This window comes from Thiohalocapsa halophila (assembly GCF_016583825.1).
In the GTDB taxonomy this organism is placed as follows: Bacteria; Pseudomonadota; Gammaproteobacteria; order Chromatiales; family Chromatiaceae; genus Thiohalocapsa; species Thiohalocapsa halophila.
The window spans coordinates 16,886-32,672 of the sequence record NZ_NRRV01000029.1; the positions used below are offsets into that span (position 1 = coordinate 16,886).

Annotated in this window: 12 protein-coding genes; 6 read left to right on the forward strand and 6 right to left on the reverse strand. The window is 70.5% G+C overall.

The features are described from left to right. Positions 1–156 precede the first annotated feature (156 nt). Positions 157–4,239, forward strand: a complete 4,083-nt coding sequence (gene pufC / locus CKO31_RS27240) for a photosynthetic reaction center cytochrome PufC (RefSeq protein WP_274607751.1) — start codon at positions 157–159, stop codon at positions 4,237–4,239. 119 nt (positions 4,240–4,358) lie between these two features. On the opposite strand, the gene CKO31_RS13135 is transcribed toward pufC, so the two are convergent. Further along, complete coding sequence (locus CKO31_RS13135; protein ID WP_200238138.1) at positions 4,359–5,042, reverse strand: Pycsar system effector family protein; 684 nt, start codon at positions 5,040–5,042, stop codon at positions 4,359–4,361. A gap of 309 nt (positions 5,043–5,351) precedes the next feature. Here CKO31_RS13135 and CKO31_RS13140 point away from each other — a divergent pair, with 309 nt between their 5' ends. Next, a complete protein-coding gene (locus CKO31_RS13140; RefSeq protein ID WP_200238140.1) occupies positions 5,352–6,590 on the forward strand; it encodes a YfiM family lipoprotein in 1,239 nt (412 codons plus the stop codon). Between the two features lie 98 nt (positions 6,591–6,688). Here CKO31_RS13140 and CKO31_RS13145 read toward each other — a convergent pair whose 3' ends face one another. Then, a complete protein-coding gene (locus CKO31_RS13145) occupies positions 6,689–8,164 on the reverse strand; it encodes a helicase HerA-like domain-containing protein (protein WP_200238142.1) in 1,476 nt (491 codons plus the stop codon). 166 nt (positions 8,165–8,330) lie between these two features. On the opposite strand from CKO31_RS13145, the gene CKO31_RS13150 reads away from it, so the two are divergent. Continuing rightward, on the forward strand, positions 8,331–8,984 hold the full coding sequence (locus CKO31_RS13150; protein ID WP_200238145.1) for a hypothetical protein: 654 nt from the start codon (positions 8,331–8,333) through the stop codon (positions 8,982–8,984). Between the two features lie 94 nt (positions 8,985–9,078). Here the strand turns inward: CKO31_RS13150 and CKO31_RS13155 are convergent, their stop codons facing one another. Continuing rightward, complete coding sequence (locus CKO31_RS13155; protein WP_200238147.1) at positions 9,079–9,447, reverse strand: hypothetical protein; 369 nt, start codon at positions 9,445–9,447, stop codon at positions 9,079–9,081. A gap of 2 nt (positions 9,448–9,449) precedes the next feature. After that, positions 9,450–9,839 carry a hypothetical protein gene (locus CKO31_RS13160; RefSeq protein WP_200238149.1) on the reverse strand — a complete coding sequence of 130 codons (390 nt, stop codon included), beginning with the start codon at positions 9,837–9,839 and terminating at the stop codon, positions 9,450–9,452. 230 nt (positions 9,840–10,069) lie between these two features. On the opposite strand from CKO31_RS13160, the gene CKO31_RS13165 reads away from it, so the two are divergent. Next, positions 10,070–10,648 carry a peptidylprolyl isomerase gene (locus tag CKO31_RS13165; protein ID WP_200238152.1) on the forward strand — a complete coding sequence of 193 codons (579 nt, stop codon included), beginning with the start codon at positions 10,070–10,072 and terminating at the stop codon, positions 10,646–10,648. Positions 10,649–10,774: 126 nt separating this feature from the next. After that, complete coding sequence (locus CKO31_RS13170) at positions 10,775–11,224, forward strand: DoxX family protein (protein WP_200238155.1); 450 nt, start codon at positions 10,775–10,777, stop codon at positions 11,222–11,224. Positions 11,225–11,361: 137 nt separating this feature from the next. Here CKO31_RS13170 and CKO31_RS13175 read toward each other — a convergent pair whose 3' ends face one another. Next, entirely contained in the window at positions 11,362–11,688 is a 327-nt protein-coding gene (locus CKO31_RS13175) for a nucleotidyltransferase family protein (protein ID WP_200238159.1), read from the reverse strand. Further along, a complete protein-coding gene (locus CKO31_RS13180; protein WP_200238161.1) occupies positions 11,681–12,088 on the reverse strand; it encodes a nucleotidyltransferase substrate binding protein in 408 nt (135 codons plus the stop codon). The genes CKO31_RS13175 and CKO31_RS13180 overlap by 8 nt, the downstream gene beginning before the upstream one ends. Before the next feature lie 255 nt (positions 12,089–12,343). Between CKO31_RS13180 and CKO31_RS13185 the strand changes: the two genes are divergently transcribed. After that, positions 12,344–15,643, forward strand: a complete 3,300-nt coding sequence (locus tag CKO31_RS13185) for a DEAD/DEAH box helicase (protein ID WP_200238164.1) — start codon at positions 12,344–12,346, stop codon at positions 15,641–15,643. Positions 15,644–15,787: the final 144 nt, after the last annotated feature.

A 15,787-nucleotide genomic window follows, 5' to 3' on the forward strand; every position in this document is an offset into this window, starting at 1 on the left:
CCGCCGAACGCGCGCCCTCGGGCGCGACCGACCATCGGAGGCTTCCAAATGCGGCGTCCTGCAGGCCCGGCTGCCCGTCCAGCATTGCTCATCGAATCCGCTCACAGAGCCGCCGCTCCGGCGACGGCTCGACACAACAGACCAAGGCATCGGCTCATGGCGCGAGGATTGCTCACCGCCGGTCTCGCCTGCGGCATGGTGCTGCTGACCAGCTGTAAGCAGCCCACCGACAGCGTGCAATGGGGCTACCGCGGCAACTCCATGATCCAAGTCTACAATCCGGCCAACGTGTCGGAGCTCGAAGGCATCAACGCCATCCCGGAGCCAGAGCCGAGCGATCCCTACGACCCGAGCTTCCCGATGGCCACGGAAGTGCACCAGAACGTGCAGGTCTTGACCGACCTGAACGCGCTGGAGTTCGCGCGACTGATGAACGCCATGACCACCTGGATCGCCCCCGACGAGGGTTGCGCTTACTGCCACAACGCCGAGGATCTGGCGGACGACAGCAAGTACACCAAGCAGGTGTCGCGGCAGATGCTCAAGATGACGCGCGATATCAACGCCAATTGGGAGAGCCACGTCGCCAAGACCGGCGTCACCTGCTGGACCTGCCACCGTGGCGAGCCGGTGCCGTCCGACATCTGGTTCGAAAAGCCGGAGCCGCCTCGCCCCTCCGCCCGCATCAGCGGCTGGAAGGGCGATCAAAATCTGGCCGGCGTGGCCAACAGCGGCTTCTCCTCGCTGCCCTTCGATCCAATGACACCCTTCCTGTTGGGCGACACCGACGTCCGCGTGCAGGGCACGGAGCTGCTGCCCTACGGCAACCGCCAGTCCACCAAGCAGGCGGAGTACACCTACTCCTTGATGATGTACATGTCCCAGTCCCTGGGCGTGAACTGCACCTACTGCCACCAGACGCGCGCCATGGGCCTGTGGGAAGAGAGCACGCCGCAACGGGTGACGGCCTGGCACGGCATCCGCATGGTCCGTGACATGAACAACGCGCACCTGGAGCCGCTGCAGCCGCTGTATCCGGCGCATCGCCTCGGGCCCAAAGGCGACGCGCCGAAGGCCGCCTGCGCCACCTGCCACAAAGGCACCTACAAGCCCCTCTACGGCGAGTCCATGCTCAGCGACTATCCGTCCCTGAAGGGGGTGCTGCCGGGCCGTCTGTCGCCGGACCCCACGGAGGGCGGCACCATCCGGATCGCGCTCGCCCCCGAAGGCGTGGGACCGGCCTCGGTGGAAGAGCGCCAGGCCTTTGTCGAGATGCTCGCGGCCGCCGAAGCGGAGCAGGAACAGGCCGAGACCGCGGCGACCGACGCAGAGGCAGCCCCGGCGCCCGACGCAGATGCCGAGCCAACGGCCGCAGCACCAGCCGTCGCGGCAGCCGACGGCCCCGGCGACACGCCCGCAGCGCCGCACGCCGAAGCCCTGCCGACGCCCAGCGCCCGAACCGCGTCCATGCTCGCCGTTCTGGGCGGCACGGACACCTTCGCAGCCGCCTTCGCCAATCCGACCAAGCCGAGCCCCGAGCTCGCCTCGGACGCAGCACCGCTGCCGAAGTGGCAGGGCCTCTGGCGCTGGTGGCAGCCGCCGGCGGGCCTGTCCGCCGAAGAAGCCAAGGGTCTGGCGTCCGCAACCGACGTGGACGCCGCCCTGGGTGTGGAGCGGGCCTTGGCCTCGGTGTTCTCCGGGGCCGCAACGCCGGCCGGCGCTGCGGACGCGGATACCACACCAAAATGGCAGGGATGGCGACGCTGGCAGCCCTGGCTGCCGCGGCAAGCCGCCGCGGCGGGCGCCCTGTCCGTAGACGACATGTCGGTGGCCGAGATCGAGGTGCTACTGGCCGACGTGAGCGGCAAGCTCCAGAGCCTACGCGCCGAGCTCCAGGCCGAGCGCACCCAGCCCCGGATTCTGCAGGTGAAGGCAGCCACAGGGGCCGCACCGCTCGCGCAGGCTGCCCCCGCAGAGGCGACGCCGGCAGAGACGCCAGCCGAGCCCGGCGACGAGCCGCAGCCCGCGACCACGGAAGAGACGGCAACCACTGCCGCACAGACCCCCGCCGATAACAGCGGCGAGACCAGCGGCGAGACCAGCGGCGAGGCGACCGCCAGCGCCGACAGCGCTGCCATGGATGCCGAGACCGCCGCGGTGGCGACGGACAGCGACGAGCTGGAAGCCCACGCCGAGGCGCTCGCCACCGAGGTGGAGACGCTCCGCGACGAGCTCGCGGCCAAGACCGAGGCTCTCACGGACGCTGCGACCACCGCCGAGGCCCTGGATGCCGCTGAAGGCCGCATCGTCGCCATGCAGGCACGGCTCGATCAAGAAACCACGGCACTGGCGCAGCAGCTCGAGGTGGTGCGCGAGCAGCGCGACGCCGTCGCCGAGGCACTGCGCGACGAGCACGCCGACGCCATGGACGCCAAGGAGACGCGGCTCACGGCCATGCAGGCCCGCATCGACCAGCAGCGCACGGCGCTCGACCAGCAGCTTGACGTGGTCCGCGGCCAGCGCGACGTCGCCCGAGCCGAAGTCGAGGAGCGCGTCGCCGAAGAGCAGCATGCCGCGGCCTTGGCCGCTGCCGAGCGTCAGATCAACGCTATCGAGGCGCGACTTGACCAGCAGACGCACGCCCTCTCCGAGCAGCTGCAGGTCGTGCGCGGGCAGCGCGACGAGGCCGAGGGAAGCATGGTCGATTTGGTGCCCGCCGATGAGCACTATGACGCGCTGGACGCCGCCGAGGGTCAGCTCGCGGCCATGGGCGCCCGGATCAATCAGCAAACTCGGGCACTGAATCAACAACTGGAAGTGGTGCGCGCGCAGCGGGACAAGCTGGCAGTGCGGGTCGACGACAGTGTGCCTGACGACGAGCACTACGGCGCGCTGGACGCGGTCGAAGGCCAGCTCGCCGCCATGGGCGCACGTCTCGACCAGCAAACCGAGGCCCTGCGCCAGCAGCTGGAGGTGGTGCGTGCGCAGCGCGATGCCGCAGCCGATACGCCGACCGAAGCGGACGCGACGGGCGCCGCCGAGCCGACAGCGGTGGCGGGCATCCCGAAGGACGAGTACTACGACGCCCTCGACACCGCCGAGGAACAGCTGATCGCCATGGGCGCCCGCCTGCGCCAGCAGACCAAGGCCCTGCATCAGCAGTTAGAGGTGGTGCGCGCCCAGCGTGACGGCGCCAGGGACCAGCTGACCTCGCGCGTCCCGGCGGACGCGTACTACGATGCCCTGGATACCGCCGAGCGCGACCTAAACGCCATGGGCGCCCGCCTCGCGCAGCAGACCCAGGCCCTGCATCAGCAGCTGGAGGTGGTGCGCGAGCAGCGCAACAGCGCCCAAACGCAGGCGGCGGCGCGCATCCCCGCCGACGAGCACTATGACGCCGTCGAGTCGTTGGAAGACCGCGTTGCCGCCATCAAGGCGCGCCTGGACCAGAACCGGCACGCGCTGGAGCAGCAGCTCGACGTGGTGCGCTCGCAGCGCGACGGCATGGTCGCAGCGGCGCAGGCGCGCGTCGCCGCCCTGGAAGAAGAGCACGCCGAGGCGCTGGAGGCCCTGCAAGCGCGCATTGCCGCGGGCGATGCCCGCCAGGCCCAGGAAAGCGAAGCCCTGCGCCAGCAGCTGGAGGTGGTGCGCGCGCAGCGCGACGCCGCCAAGGCCGCAGCGGACGAAGAGATCGCACGCCTGAACGAGCGCCTGGCGGAGACCCGGGAGCAGCTCGGCGAGACCCGCGGCGAGGTCCTGGCCACCGAAGAGGCCCTGGCCGACGCCCGGGATACGGCGGCGCGAGCCGAGGCCCTGACCGACACGGCGGCGGCGCTCGGCGGCGAGGTCACCGACGCGGGCATCGTCGTCAACCTCGGCGGCGATCGACTGCGCTTCGCCAGCGGCAGTGCCGCCCTGCCCGCCGGCGAGCTGCCCGACCTGGATCGCACCGCCGAGCTGCTGGCCGAGCGCCCGGAGCTCACGGCCCGCGTCGAGGGGCACACCGACAGCGTCGGCAGCCGCGCCATCAACCAGTCACTGTCTCAGCAGCGGGCCGAGGCCGTGATGGATGCGCTGGTCGAGCGCGGGGTGGATCCCGCGCGTCTCGCCGCCGAGGGCGTGGGGCCGGACCGCCCCATCGCCAGCAATGCCACGGCCGCCGGCCGCAGCCAGAACCGGCGCGTCGAGATCGTCGTCACCACCCGCGAGCAGGTGGCCACCGGCAGCGGCGATCAGTAGGACCGCAACCGCGCCGGCCCCCGACCCAGGCGCTGCGTCGCGCAGCGCCGGGGCCAATCTACGACGCAGGCTTCGGCCGGCCACCGGCACACACCTCAAGACTGCGCAGCAAGGTCCGCCTAACCGCCACTCGCATCCGCAGCGCTCGTCGCAGGTGACTGCCCGTCCACGGTCAGCGCAGCGAGCAGTCCGCCCTGTGCGAGCAACAGGGTCAGTGCCAGCACCCCGGTGGCTACCAGGGTGACGAGCAGCACCAGGTAGCTGCGGCGCAGCCACAGGTACTTGCGGTGCAGCACCCGTGCACTGGCGTGTAGGTCGGCGGCAATGGCGTCGTACACGTAGCTATCGGCCGCGAGCACCCTTGCTATTTCCGCACGGAAGTCGTCCGCGTCCAGCGCTGCGGCATGACCGAAGAACAGCAGGTTCCTGCGACGTCTCGGCCACTGCCGCGACTGGCGGAGATTGCGCAGGTTCGGAATCAGCACCAGGATGGCGAGCAAGGCCGCAAGCAGCGCCCCGGACAACAGCACCATGACCACCGGATGCGGACTGCCGTCGAGCAGAGAGCCGCCGGAGACCGTGATCATCAACAACGCCAGCGTCAGCACGATGTTGGCCTTCTGGTCTGCCAGCAGAATGAGCTGGACCTGGTTCTGCTGCTGGGTGCGCAGCAGGTAATCCACCGCGCCGCGGGCGCGCACGCCGTCGAAGGGAGTCGGCTGCGCGCCACCGGGCTGGTCGTCGCGAGGGCGATGGTCCGCAGTCTCCCGTTCCTGGTGGCTTTCGGGCGAAACTGTGCGCATGTGCAATCAGGCTTCAGGCAGTGTGTTGCCAGCTAGGATGCCTTCCTGGGCGGCACCCGGGCGGATGCAGCGCCCGCCAGTGTGCCGCAGACCGAAGCTCCAGGCCAGCGCAGGACAGGCCCGGTGCTCGGCCTCGATGCCAAGGCCCGGGCTGCCGCGGCACCTGCACAGCCGGCTGACGCGCGGATGCGACGCCAGACCTACGGCCCGGGCCTTTGGCCGGGCCACATGTACAGCCGCGCTGCGCTCCACAGCCTACGGTTGCAGCGCCGAGTCGCTCGGCAGTGGCCGAACAGGATAGCGCCAGCCATGATCCGGCTCCTCTCCACACTCCTCGCGCTGCTCACGCTAGCCGCCGTCGGCGGCCTAGCCGCGGTGCTGCTGATCTTGGAGCCGACGCCCTCGGTCACTGGAACCGCCGACCTGGCGGCCACGGAGCTGCGGGACTTCGCCCACCTGGTGCGCGGCACGGACCTGGATAACCCAGGCGTCAAATCCGCCCGTCTGACGCCGCCCAAGCTGAACGCCATGGTGGACTTCGCCGCGCGCCGCGTCGGCGGTCACGCCCGACTCAAGCCCGCCCGCGGCGGCGCGGCGCTGCGGGCGAGCTTCCCCTTGGGCCGAGACCTGGGCTATGCCAACTTCCACGTCGAGCTGCGCGAGACCGCCGGCATCCCTGCGGTCGCCGCCGCCCGCGTCGGCGGCCTCCCCCTCCCGGCCGGCCTGGTGGACCGGGTACTGCGACGAGGCCTGGACGAGGTCGCGGCCGCCGGCGAGCTCCTGCGGGTGGACTTCGACGCCGACCAGGTGGAGGTGATCTACCGTCTGCGGGCCGATGCCAAGGTTGCCGCCCTGCTGGACGATGACGAGCAACGCCGGCTCAAGGTGCGCCAGGCCCAGCTCGCCGCCATCGTCGCCCGCCAGCACCGGGCCGGCGCGCTCCAGCTGGCGCCGCTACTCTCGGGGCTGCTGGCGGAGCCCAGCGGCGTCCTCGGGCGCGACGGCCAGCCCGACCCGGTGGCGGATAACGGCGCCGCGCTGCTGGTGCTCGCCGCCTATGTCAACCGCCGCCGGCTGCCGGTGCCCACCACCGGTCCGGCGCCGGAGCCGCGCACCGTGGTGCTGCGCGGGCGCCACGACCTGGCCCAGCACTTCAGCATCTCCGCAGCCACCGCGGCCAAGGGCGGCAGCGCGCTCTCACACCTGGTCGGGCTGGCCAAGGAGCTCTCGGACGCCGACGGCGGCAGCGGCTTCAGCTTTGCCGACATGCTCGCCAACCGCGCCGGCATCCGCCTGGCGGAGCTGGCCACGGACTCCGCAGACAGCGCCCGTCACCTGCGCCGCATGGCCCGCGCCGGGCTCACCGAGGCGGACATCATGCCGAGCCCCGCGGGCCTGCCCGAGGGCATGCAGGAGGCGGTGCTGTTGCGCACCATCGGCACCCCCTCCAGCGCGGCCTACGCGCAGCTGGTGGATCACATCGACCGGCGCATCGACGCCACCCGACTCCATCGCACCCTGCCGTTTTCGAAGCCGCCCCCATCCTGACCGGGAGAAAAATAGCTCGCGCGGAGACGCAAAGGCGCAGAGAGGAAGGGCAGTGCCCTGGTGAAATCGACCGCTGCGCGCGCTCTTCACTTTGCGTCTCAGCGCCGCCGCGGCCCGCCGAACAGGGAGCCGAGCTTGCCCCGCGCCAGTTGCCGACCGAGCTGGGTGCCGAGGGAGCGCATGGCGCTCACCGCAAAGGCCTCCAGCGGTGTTTGCGGGGTGGCGCCGGGCCGGCTGCGGCGCACTGGTGGCGGCGGCTCGGCGGCGGCCTCGGCCGCGCGCGCCGCTTGCTCGGCCATCAGCTTCAAGGTCTCGTATGCGGAGTCGCGATCCAGCGTCTGCTCGTAGACGCCGGCCACCGGCGATGCGGCCAACAATGCTTGGCGCTCCGCGACGGTGATGGGCCCGAGGCGGCTGCCGGGCGGCGCCACCTTGATGCGCTCCACGACGCCGGGAATGCCCTCGGCGTCCAGCGTAGAGGCCAGGGCCTCACCCACGCCCAGCGCCGTGATCGCGGCCTCGGTGTCAAGGTCCGGATTCTGGCGGAAGGTCTGCGCCGCCACACGCACGGCCTTTTGATCCCGCGGTGTGTAGGCGCGCAGCGCATGCTGCACCCGGTTGCCGAGCTGTCCCAGCACGCGATCCGGCACATCCATCGGATTCTGGGTCACGAAATAGACGCCGACGCCCTTGGAGCGGATCAGCCGCACCACCTGCTCCACCGTGTCGACGAGCACGTCCGGGGCACCGTCGAAGAGCAGGTGCGCCTCGTCGAAGAAGAACACCAGCACCGGCTGGTCCGGGTCACCCAGCTCCGGCAGCTGCTCGAAGAGCTCCGACAGCAGCCAGAGCAGGAAGGTGGCGTAGAGCTGCGGGCTGCGGATCAGCTTGTCCGCCGCCAGCACGTTGACCATGCCGTGGCCGGCGGCATCGCGCCGCATCAGGTCCTGCAAGTCCAGGGCCGGCTCGCCGAACAGCCGGTCGCCGCCCTGGGTCTCCAGGGTCAGCAGCCGGCGCTGGATGGCGCCGACGGAGGCCGACGATACATTGCCGAAGGTGGTGCGCAGCGCCGCCGCGTTCTCCGCCACGTGATTCAACATGGCGCGCAGGTCCTTCAGGTCCAGCAGCAGCAGGCCGTTGTCGTCGGCGACGCGGAAGCAGATATTGAGCACGCCCTCCTGAACGTCGTTCAGCTCCAGCAGGCGCGCGAGCAGCAGCGGGCCCATTTCGCTGATGGTGGTGCGCACCGGGTGGCCTTGCTCGCCGAAGAGGTCCCAGCAAGTGACCGGGCACGGGGCGTAGGCGAAGCCCTCGCTGCGCGCCAGGTCCAGCGCCGCCACGCGCTCGGCCACCTTGTCGCTGTCGCCGCCGGCCTGGCTGATGCCGGCGAGGTCGCCTTTCACGTCCGCCACGAATACGGGCACGCCGCGGCGGCTGAAGCGCTCGGCCAAACGCTGCAGGGTCACCGTCTTGCCCGTGCCCGTGGCGCCCGCCACCAGCCCGTGGCGATTGGCCATATCCGGGCGGATCAGCACTGGCCGCTCGCCCTTGCCCACCAGGATGGCGTCTGTCATCACTGCCCCCGACTCTGTGCACGCACTGATTAATGCGGATGCCCTCCCCGAGCGCAGTATGTTGCCGCCCCGCTTGGCGCGGCAAGACCGATGGACCGCCAGGTTGCCCAGACGCCGGGCGGTCACCGACAATGCCCGACCAGGATACAGCCGGAGTCCAGCGCCCATGTTTTACGCCGTCGACGAGGTCGAGCGCCGCCGCGGCAAGGCACCGCACGAGCTGGCCATGATCAACCTGCTGCTGTTCAACCTGCTTATCGGCGTGGCACTGCTGGCGGGCTCCATGGCAGAGCCGGATTCCCTCATCCACAGGCTCAAGTGGCTGGCGGTGGCGGTGCCCCTGGTGGCGTCGCTGGCGGTCATGGTGCTCAGCTGGGTGCGCGCCGCACGGGCGAAGGCGCAGGGGACCTGGTTCGCCGCTGCGCACTGGCAGCTCAGCGCCCGGCGCTGGCGGCTGCTGCTGGCGGCCTATGTTCTGAGTGCCGGCGTGGTGAGCCTGGCCTTTGTCGGTTGCGACGGCGACACCGCGGCCTTCGAGGCGCGCATCGCCGAGCTGCCGCCGGCTATGCAGGCCATGGAGCGCAGCAAGGCGGCCTCCCAGGATATGGGCGCCGCCATCTGGGCACGCATCGGCGTCGTACCGCTGCTGCTGACCGTGATGACGCTGATCATGCTGGAGTCGGGTGCGCTCTACCAAGCGGGCCGCGGCGAGGTGCCCGACGGCGTCGCCGAGCGGCTACCGCCGCCCCCGGATCTGCCGGGCTATGCGAGTCCCGCCGAGCGGGACGCAGCCATGGCGGGGGATCAGGCTCGCGGTTGAGTCTCGGCCCGCTGCGACGCGCGCGCAGGGGGCGAGGCCCGCGCGCCTGCCATCGGTGCGCGCAGTGCTGCGGCCCGTGCGGCCCGCATCCGGCTCAGCGCTTGGTCGGGTCGATGTTGATGCCGCGCGAGCGCAGGGCCTCGATGATGAGCTTGGCATTGGCATTGCCCTGCTCGGCGAGCACCGCGGTATCCGCGGCCACCCCCTCCAACTGCGACTGGAGCCGCTGGGCCTCTTTGTACGCCGGGCGCTGGCTGGCGCGCAGCTCCGCGAGCTGGCTGCGGTCGGCGTAAAGCTGGGCGGCCTGGATCAGCAGCAGCCCGGTGATGGCGCAGGTCACCAGCAGAATGGGCAGAAACGCGCTGGTGGGCTTGTCGCCGGCGAGGCGCTCGCGCAGGCGCGAGCGCTTGGCGCTGCGCTTTGAGGCAGCCGTGTGGCCGGCTTCGGTTGCGGTGGTGGCCATGCTCAATCCCCTGCGCCGTCACCGGCCTCGCCGAGGCCGCCGCCGGCGGTGCTACCCGGGGTCAGCCTCGCCTTGTTGTTGCCTGCGGGGGCCCGGGTGCTGAAAGTGATGCCATTGTCCCAGAGCACGCGCTTGAGCTCTTCGTCACCGGTGGCAACGGCGAGATTGGCGAGCACCTGCGCCAGCTGGACGTTCAGCTTGCTCAGCACGATGCTGTCGTTGATGAACTGCTGGCGCTCGTCGAGCTGGTTGCGCATGCTGCCGATGCTCGCCGACAGCGTTGTGGTGACGAACACCAGCCCCAGCGCCGCGGCGCTGATGAACGTGAGCAGATAAAACTGCCATTGCTTCAGGGCGAACGAGCTCGGCTGTGTGTCGGTCTCGGTGGCCATGCTACTAAGGCTCCGGGGCGAAGAGCCCGTTGGGAGAAGGCTGTGCTGCGCATCGGGGCTAGCAGCAGCATCGGCTGCGGTCGGCCCCAGGACTCGGGGCGGATTCTAACCCGCTGGCGCACAGGCGTCGAAGGCGGGTAGCGCAGCGCTGCCGGCCCGCTACAATGCGCGGCGCCGCGCAGGCCCCTGCCGGCAATACCATTCACGCAGATGCCAGGAGCTGCCCAAGCATGCACGCCATTACCACCCGCCGCCTCGCCATCGCCGCCGCATTGGGCGCCGTTCTGGGCGTTGTCGGCAGCGCCGCCGCCGAGAATCCCCGCGTCGAGCTGAGTGTCAGCATCGGCGACGAGCCCGCCGGGACCCTGGAGCTGGAGCTGTTCGAAGACGTCACACCCAAGACCGCGGAGAACTTCCGTGTGCTCTGCACCGGCGAGCAGGGCCAGGACATGGCCTATGCCGGGACGCCCTTCCACCGCATCATTCCCGGTTTCATGATCCAGGGCGGCGACTTCACCAACGGCAACGGCACCGGCGGCAAGTCCATCTACGGCGACACCTTCCCGGACGAGAACTTCCAGCTTAAGCACACCGAGCCCGGCCTGCTGTCCATGGCCAATGCGGGAGCGGATACCAACGGCTCCCAGTTCTTCATTACCGTCGCCGCCACCCCCTGGCTGGACGGCAAGCACGTCGTCTTCGGCAAGGTCGTCGACGGCATGGACGTCGTCAAGACCATGGAGGCCCAGGGCAGCCGCAGCGGCCGCACCCAGCAGCCGGTGGTGCTGAAATCCTGCAAGGAGCTCTGAGCGTCTCCAGTGCGCCCGGCGTCTGAAGGACGGCGATACGGCTCGCGGCCGCGAAAGAAGCCGGGCTAGAAACGGGTCTTAGCGGGTGTCAGCGATACCAACCTCGATCCGTACAGGAGACCTATCATGACCGCCATCACCGCCGACACCCGTCACCACGCATCCAGCCGCAGCGGGCAGGAGAGCCTCAAGGCGCTGGCCGCAGGCCACGCCCATTGGCTCCCGCGCATCGCCTTTGCATCGGTGTTTCTGTTCCACGGCGTCGACAAGCTCGTTAACGTCGCCGGCTTTGCGCAGATGATGGGCTTGCCGCTCGCAGCGGCCTGGCTCGTCACCTTTGCCGAGATCGCCGCCGGAGTCGGCGTGCTCGCCGGCCCGCTGCTGCGCCGCGACTGGATCACCCGCCTCGCCGGCGTGGCCGCGATGCCCGTCCTGCTCGGCGCCATCGTGATGGTGCACTGGGGTCAATGGAGCTTCGTGCCCAGCGACAGCCACCCGATGGGAGGCATGGAATTCCAGGCCGTGCTGCTCCTGCTGGCCCTCTGGTTTGTGGCCGTGGGCAACCGAACGGCCTGATCACGGCGCCCGGGGCCGGGCGACGGACTCGCCGGCGCGCACAGGGACGTCGGGCGCGGACCCGGGTCTGGGGCCTGGGGCTGGGCCTTGGTCAGCCTACCCGGAATACTGTCAAGATCCCTGCCGACTAAGGACCTTCAGCCAAGCGCCTCGCGACCATGCTCACTGGGCGAGCGAATCACAACGGTATCCGCGCCCCTCGCACTCGGCCATCCCGCCGGCAGATCCCGCTGCTCTATCACATCCACCCGAAAGGGCAGATCGCTCTCCTCGAAATCCGCCCGCAAATGGGCAAGCGTCAGGTCCGCCACCGGCGGATCGCCCATCACCACTAGATCCAAATCCGAATAGCGCCAGGCGCGGCCCGTCACCCGCGAGCCGAAGGCCCGCACCTCCCGTTGGGGCAGACGCCGCGCCAGCAGCGTGCGCACCATGGCAAGCTGGTCGGCGGTGAGGTCAAGCATCGCCGCCGCCGCGGGCCGCCAGCCGGTCATGGAGCGCATGGGCGTCGGCCGCGAACTGCGGGATGACGGCCGCGACTTCCGCCGCTTTGGCAGCGTCGTAGGTATGCGACGTGATGTTGCGCTTCTCGCGATACAGCATCCAGGCGTCCAGGTTGTCCACCAGCCCTTGCTCCGCACCCGTGCGCAGCAGCGTCCGCCACGTCATGGCATCAACGGCCTGCGCATCCGGCAGGTCCATCTGGAGACGGCGCTTGAGCATCTTCCAGGACAGCTCGTAGGTAAATTCGAACCGCTGGATGCAGGCGTCCCGCAACTCCTCGTCGCTTGGCGTGGCAGTCCAGCGCGCGAGGCCGCGGTCGAGAGCGGCCAGCGCTTTGGCAAGGGGTGTGAGATCGAGCATAGCTTAACGGAGGACAGATCGAGCCTGCCCGGAGGCTAGCGCACCCCGACCCGAGCGCATACCCCAACCGCCCGTTCTTGCCACCAAGAGCCACGAGCCATCGGCGGGCCCCGAGCACGCGCAGATCGGGACTGACCCATCGGGTCGCAAAGCCAAGGATGAGCCCGGCGGAGGGCGAATCTATCCAGCCGGGTTTCGATACCGGCGTCGTTTGCGTAAGCTTGGTGGGTTGTACTCGCCGGACGCCCCCGGAGCATGTCCGACCAAACCCGCCTTTCTCGTGCCGACATCCGTGCCTATGTCGGCTCAACCTACTACACCCGCGGCCTCGGCTATTTCGAGCAGGGCCGGGTGCTGACCGTCGAGCCCGTGCGCGCAGACGAGCACGGCGTGCGCCTGCGCGCCCAGGTGCTGGGCAGCGAGGGCCAGGTCTACCGCCAGACCATCGCCATCCGCTGGGAGCCCTACGGCGCATCCCTGGACGGCGACTGCGACTGCCCGGTGGGCTACAACTGCAAGCACGTGGCGGCGGCGCTGCTGGAGCTCGTCGCGGCGCCGGAGCGGGTGCTGCACGGCGCCGACAGCGATCTGGCCAAGGGCTGGCTCACCCGCGTCGCCGCCGCCGGTCGGGAGACCGAGCCCGCGGGCCAGGAGCGCCTGGTCTACCTGCTGAAGCCGGCCACCCGCGGCGTGGAGGTGGAGCTGCGGATCGTGCGCCCGCTCAAGACCAGCGGGCGCCTGTCCAAGGGCCGCCCGCTGGTGCTCGGCAATCTGGCAGAGAGTCACAGCGAGCCCAACTACATGCAGCCGGGCGACACCGAGATCCTGAAGCTGCTGCGGGGCATCAGCAGCGGCAGCTGGCCCATGGTGCCGGTGCTCACCGGCGCCCTCGGGCACCTGGCGCTGGCGCGCATGGTGGCCACCGGCCGCTGCCACTGGCAGCAGCAGGACGACCCGGCGTTGACCCAGGCCGAGCCGCGGCCCCTGATCATCAGCTGGCAGGAGGACGCCGACGGCTTCCTGAACCTCAGCTTCGGCGTCGGCGACGGTGCCGAAGCCCCCGCCGGCGGGCCGGTGGCGGAGGTCCTGCTGACGGACCCGCCGAGCTACCTGGACCCGCTGCGCCACACCGCGGGGGACCTCCAAACCCACGGCCTGCGCACGGCGCAGCTCAAGGAGCTCAGACGCGCGCCGCGGCTGCCGCAGGAGCGCGCCGAGGGCGTCTCGCGGCTGCTGCTGAAGGAGTTCCCGGACCTCCCGCTGCCGACGCCCACACCGGTGACGCTAACGCAGATTCCCGACGCCCCCGCCGTGCCCTGCCTGAGGCTGCACGGCGGCCGCGGCGGCGCCGATGCGCATCGACTGTATCTGAGCTTCGACTACGCCGGCCACCAGGTGCTGGCCCGCCCGGCGGAGTCGCACAGCGTCATCGACACCGACAGCGGCCTGGTGGACGTGACCCGAGACCCGGCCGCCGAGGCCGCCGCCGTGGACACGCTGGCGGCGCAGGGCTTCGCGCCGATGGATCAAGGCCAGCCGGCCCGCGGCCCGCTGCATCTGGCGGCCGCCGGCCAGGATACGCTGACCCGCGCCGCCCAGTGGTCGGCGCTGCTGCGCGACGGCCTCGGCGCGCTGGAAGACCAGGGCTGGCAGATCGCCTTCGACGAGAGCTTTCGGCTGCGCTTCGAGACCGGCGACTGGGAGGCCGCCATCGAGGACACCGAGGACGCCCCCGGCAACGACTGGTTCGGACTGCGCTTCGACCTGCAGGTGGACGAGCGCCGCCTGCCGCTGGTGCCCATTGTCGCGCCGCTTCTGGCGCTGGGGCCGGACGCGGAGCTGCCGGCGGTGGTGAGCGTGCCCATCCCGCCGCGGGAAGGCGACGGCGCCGACGCCGAGCAGCGCTATGTGGACCTGCCCGGCGAGCGCATCCGCCCGGTGCTGGAGACGCTGCGGGAGCTCTTCGGCGACGAGCCGCCGGCGGGCGACGGCGAGCTGCGCCTGTCGCGCTTCGACGCCCCGGCGCTGGACGACCTCGCCGCCCGCGGCATCGCGCTGTCCGGCGGGCGGCGGCTGCGGGACCTGGCCAAGCAGCTGAAGGACCTCTCCAGCATCCCGCCGGTGGCGCCGCCGGCGGGGCTCACCATCGAGCTGCGCGCCTACCAGCAGCACGGCCTGAGCTGGCTCCAGTTCCTGCGCGGCTTCGACCTCGGCGGCATCCTCGCCGACGACATGGGCCTCGGCAAGACCATCCAGACCCTGGCCCATGTGCTGCTGGAGAAACAAGCCGGCCGCCTGGACCGCCCGGCGCTGGTGGTGGCCCCCACCAGCCTCATCGGCAACTGGCGCCGCGAGGCGCAGCGCTTCACGCCGGACCTGCGCGTGCTGGTGCTGCACGGCAACGACCGCCACCAGCACTTCGACGCCGTTGGCGAGCACGACCTCGTGCTCACCACCTATCCGCTGCTGCCGCGGGACCGCGAGCGCCTCTGCCAGGTGCCCTTCCACCTGGTGATCCTGGACGAGGCCCAGACCATCAAGAACCCGCGCGCCCAGGCCGCGCAGGTGGTGCGCCAGCTCGACACCCGTCACCGGCTGTGCCTGACCGGCACGCCCATGGAGAACCACCTGGGCGAGCTCTGGGCCCTGTTCGACTTCCTGCTGCCGGGCTTCCTCGGCGATCAGCAGCGCTTCAAGCGCCACTGGCGCACACCCATCGAGCAGCACGGCGACGCCGAGCGCCGCGAGCGCCTGGCCCGGCGCGTGGCGCCCTTCCTGCTGCGCCGGCGCAAGCAGGACGTGCTGACGGAGCTGCCGCCGAAGACGGAGATCGTGCGCAGCGTGGCGCTGGGCGAGGCGCAGGCGTCCCTGTACGAGGGCATTCGCCTGTCCATGGAGCAGCGGGTGCGCGAGGCCATCGCCACCCAGGGCATGGCGCGCAGCCGCATCACCATACTCGATGCCCTGCTGAAGCTGCGCCAGACCTGCTGCGACCCGCGGCTCTTGGACCTGCCGGCGGCGCGGCGCGTCAAGCACTCCGCCAAGCTGGAGCTGTTGATGGACCTACTGCCGGAGCAGCTGGACGAGGGCCGGCGCATCCTGTTGTTCAGCCAGTTCACCAGCATGCTCAAGCTCATCGAGCCGGAGCTGGAACGCCGGGACATCCGCTACGCCAAGCTCACCGGGCGCACCAAGAAGCGCGACGAGGTCATCGAGCGCTTCCGCGGCGGCGACGTGGACCTGTTCCTGATCAGCCTGAAGGCCGGCGGGCTCGGGCTGAACCTCACCGAGGCCGACACCGTCATCCTCTACGACCCCTGGTGGAACCCCGCGGTGGAGGCCCAGGCCGCCGACCGCGCCCACCGCATCGGCCAGGACAAGCCCGTGTTCGTCTACAAGCTGCTGACGGAGCAGACGGTGGAGGAGAAGATTTTGGCCATGCAGCAGAAGAAGCAGGCGCTGGCGGAGGGCATCTACCGCGAGGGCGACGGCGAGGGCGCGCCCGGCTTCACCGCCGCGGACATCGACGAGCTGTTCGCGCCCATCGCCGAGTGACGACTAGCGCCGTGGGAGCGACCTCTAGCCGCGACTGACGGCGTCCAGGCCGCCGTCGCGCCACGCAGGCAATGCTTTCAATCAAAAACCGTAATACACCGGGGTTGACGAGCTTTTGTCCGGCTGCGATGCTGCTTGCCTCTG